The sequence below is a fragment of the Halochromatium sp. genome, from assembly GCF_046541315.1.
Taxonomy (GTDB): domain Bacteria; phylum Pseudomonadota; class Gammaproteobacteria; order Chromatiales; family Chromatiaceae; genus Lamprobacter.
This window is the reverse complement of sequence record NZ_JBKHDN010000276.1, coordinates 1-2,914: the sequence shown is the minus strand read 5'-3', so window position 1 is coordinate 2,914 and position 2,914 is coordinate 1. Positions and strand designations below refer to the sequence as shown.

Sequence of the window (2,914 nt, the reverse complement as noted above, 5' to 3'; positions counted from 1 at the left end):
AGCCGCGCTCCGGCTCGCCCGAGGATCTGATGGAGCGTCACCGGATCTCGGGCCAAGCGATCGAGCGCGAGGCGCTGGCCGTTGCCGCTTGATGCGGATGGCTGCGCAATCGGCGTCGACGTTCAGCCTGCAGCGAGCTCATGGTGAATGGCGCGCAACAGGCTGGATGGCGTCGGCACCGAGGCTCCGCACACGCGCCTGGAGCGCATTGGCGATGGGGCGAGGCTGGTCAGCGGATTTGCCGCCGGGGTCGACCGGCAGCACGCGCATGCTGCGGCTCAGTAATCGCATCCAGGGGCGGTTGAACAAGATGGCGGTCGCGCCACCCCAGCAGGTGGTGCGCCGACGTGCGTGATCAAGCACGGCCAGAATTGCCCCCGGATCGACCGCACTGAGGTGGTTCGGCGTCAGCAGACAGGCACCCGAGGGTGGGATCTGCTCGGTCCCGCTCGCTTGTAGCCGAAACGGCCCGCGCAGGATTTGGCGCACCAGTGCGTGCAGGAGCGTCGCCAAATCGAGAGACAGCAATATCACCCGACGAGAGCCGCTGATGGACCGTTCGATGAGCCATAACGAGCAGGAGCCTCATCCGGAGCAAGATCAGGAGCACGGAGGCCAAGATCAGCATGAGCATGAGCATCATGGGCATCATGATCACGGGGCCATGATCGCCGACTTCCGCCGGCGGTTCTGGGTCTCGGTCTTGTTGACGGTGCCCATCTTGCTGCTCTCGCCGCTGATTCAGTCCTTCCTTGGGCTGAGCGAGATGCTCGACTTTGCCGGCGACCAGTATGCCCTCCTCGCCCTCTCCACCGCCGTATTCTTCTACGGAGGCTGGCCGTTCCTGAGCGGTCTTTGGTCCGAGCTGCGCGCCGGCGCGCCCGGCATGATGACCCTGATCGCGCTGGCGATCACGGTTGCCTATGGCTATTCAGCCGCCGTGGTGCTCGGACTCGAAGGCAAGGTGTTCTTCTGGGAGCTGGCCACCCTGGTCGATGTAATGCTACTCGGCCATTGGATCGAGATGACGTCGGTGATGGGGGCCTCGAGCGCGCTCGAGAGTCTAGTCCAGATGATGCCAGACCAAGCCCTGCGCCTCGACGACAACGGCAAGATCAAGGAGGTGCCGGTCAGCGAGCTGCACAAGGGCGACCGCGTGCGGGTCCGCCCCGGCGACAAGGTGCCGGTCGACGGCACCCTCGTCGAGGGCCAGACCAGCCTCAACGAATCCATGCTCACCGGCGAGTCCCGCCCGGTCGAGAAAAGCGTGGGCGACGAGGCCGTTGGCGGTGCCATCAACGGCGAGGGCAGCATCACGCTGGAGGTACAGAAGACCGGCGCCGACACCTACCTGTCGCAGGTGGTCGAGACCGTGCGCCAGGCGCAGGCCTCGCGCTCCCGGGCGCAGAACCTGGCCGATCGGGCCGCCGCCTGGCTGACCTATATCGCCCTTTCGGCCGGCGTGATCACACTGACCACCTGGCTCGTCGTCGGCTTCGCCTTCGACTTCGCGCTCGAACGGATGGTGACCGTGATGGTCATCACCTGCCCGCACGCCCTCGGCCTCGCGGTGCCGTTGGTGGTTGCGGTCAGCACCAGCCTCGCCGCCGGGCGCGGCCTGCTGATTCGCGACCGCGCTGGCTTTGAACGCGCGCGCAAGCTCGACGCCGTCATCTTCGATAAGACCGGCACGCTGACGGCCGGGCGCTTCGGCGTCCAGGGGATCGTCAGCGTCAGCGACCTGGATGAGGACGCACTGCTGCGCCTGGCCGCTGGCCTGGAAGCGCGCTCCGAGCACCCGATCGCCCAAGGTATCGTCGAGGCCGCGCAGGAGAAGGGGCTGCAGATCCCCGATGCCATCGAGTTTGAGAATCTCTCCGGCCGCGGCGCCAAGGCCCAGGTCGAGGGTCGCAGCATCCGCGTGGTCAGCCCCGCTTACCTGCGCGAGCAGGCGATCTCGGTCGATGAGGAGGCTGTGGCCCAGCTGCGCCAGGGCGGCAAGACCTTGGTCTATGTGCTGGACGATGAGCGACCGCTGGGCGCTATCGCGCTGGCGGACATGGTCCGCGATGAGTCGCGCGAGGCCATCAGCCGCCTCCAGGCGATGGGCATCGACTGCCTAATGCTGACCGGCGATGCCGAGGCCGTGGCCAAGTCGGTCGCCGACGAGCTGGGCCTGAGCCAGTTCTTCGCCGAGGTGCTGCCGGACGAGAAGGCCAAGCGCATCGAAGAGGTCCAGCGCGAGGGGCACATCGTCGCTATGGTCGGCGATGGCGTCAATGATGCCCCGGCGCTGGTGCAGGCCGATCTTGGGATCGCTATTGGCGCCGGTACTGATGTCGCGATCGAGTCCGCTGACATCGTGTTGGTCGAGTCCGATCCTAAGCGCGTCGCCGATGTGATCGAGCTCTCGCGGGCCACCTACGGCAAGATGATCCAGAATCTGTTCTGGGCGACTGGCTACAACGCCGCCGCCATCCCGCTCGCCGCCGGTATCGGCTACAGCGCCGGCATCCTGCTGAGCCCAGCGGTCGGCGCCGCATTGATGTCGCTCTCCACCGTCATCGTCGCCATCAATGCCAAGCTGCTCGGACGCTTCAAGCCCTCCAGTGAATGAAAGACGACCCCGATTCATATGATCAACGCTGGTGTCGTGCGTTCAGGCCGGTTCGTAGACGCGCACCTGAGCACGCTCGTCGAATGCCACGGGGCTCGGCATCGCCGAGGCTGTGCGCAGTTCCTGCGCCCCAACCGCCAAATGCAAGGTCTCCTCAGCAGGGTCAAGCCAATCGATCGACTGTCGCGACACCAAGCACGGGTGTACGCTGCCGTGAGGGTCCGCAGCAGCGGTGGTGCTGGGCCAACCCATGCTCAGGTCCAGGTAGGCCAAGGCCCAATCGCGGTCATCGAACAC

At 66.0% G+C, this 2,914-nt stretch carries 3 protein-coding genes; 1 reads left to right on the top strand and 2 read right to left on the bottom strand.

All coding sequences use genetic code 11. From position 1 onward, the window contains the following. Positions 1-138 precede the first annotated feature (138 nt). Positions 139-534 (bottom strand): lysophospholipid acyltransferase family protein, encoded by a 396-nt coding sequence (locus ACLFQI_RS13060; RefSeq protein ID WP_410759965.1) that lies wholly within the window; start codon positions 532-534, stop codon positions 139-141. A gap of 16 nt (positions 535-550) precedes the next feature. On the opposite strand from ACLFQI_RS13060, the gene ACLFQI_RS13055 reads away from it, so the two are divergent. Then, entirely contained in the window at positions 551-2,617 is a 2,067-nt protein-coding gene (locus ACLFQI_RS13055) for a copper-translocating P-type ATPase (RefSeq protein WP_410759964.1), read from the top strand. A 42-nt stretch (positions 2,618-2,659) separates the two neighbouring features. Here the strand turns inward: ACLFQI_RS13055 and ACLFQI_RS13050 are convergent. After that, on the bottom strand, positions 2,660-2,914 hold a 255-nt coding region (locus tag ACLFQI_RS13050; protein ID WP_410759962.1), incomplete at its 5' end, for a hypothetical protein.

What these genes read in the sequence shown, in the direction of transcription:
- ACLFQI_RS13055 (WP_410759964.1), top strand. Translation starts at nt 551, where the DNA reads ATGGACCGTTCGATGAGCCATAACGAGCAGGAGCCTCATCCGGAGCAA.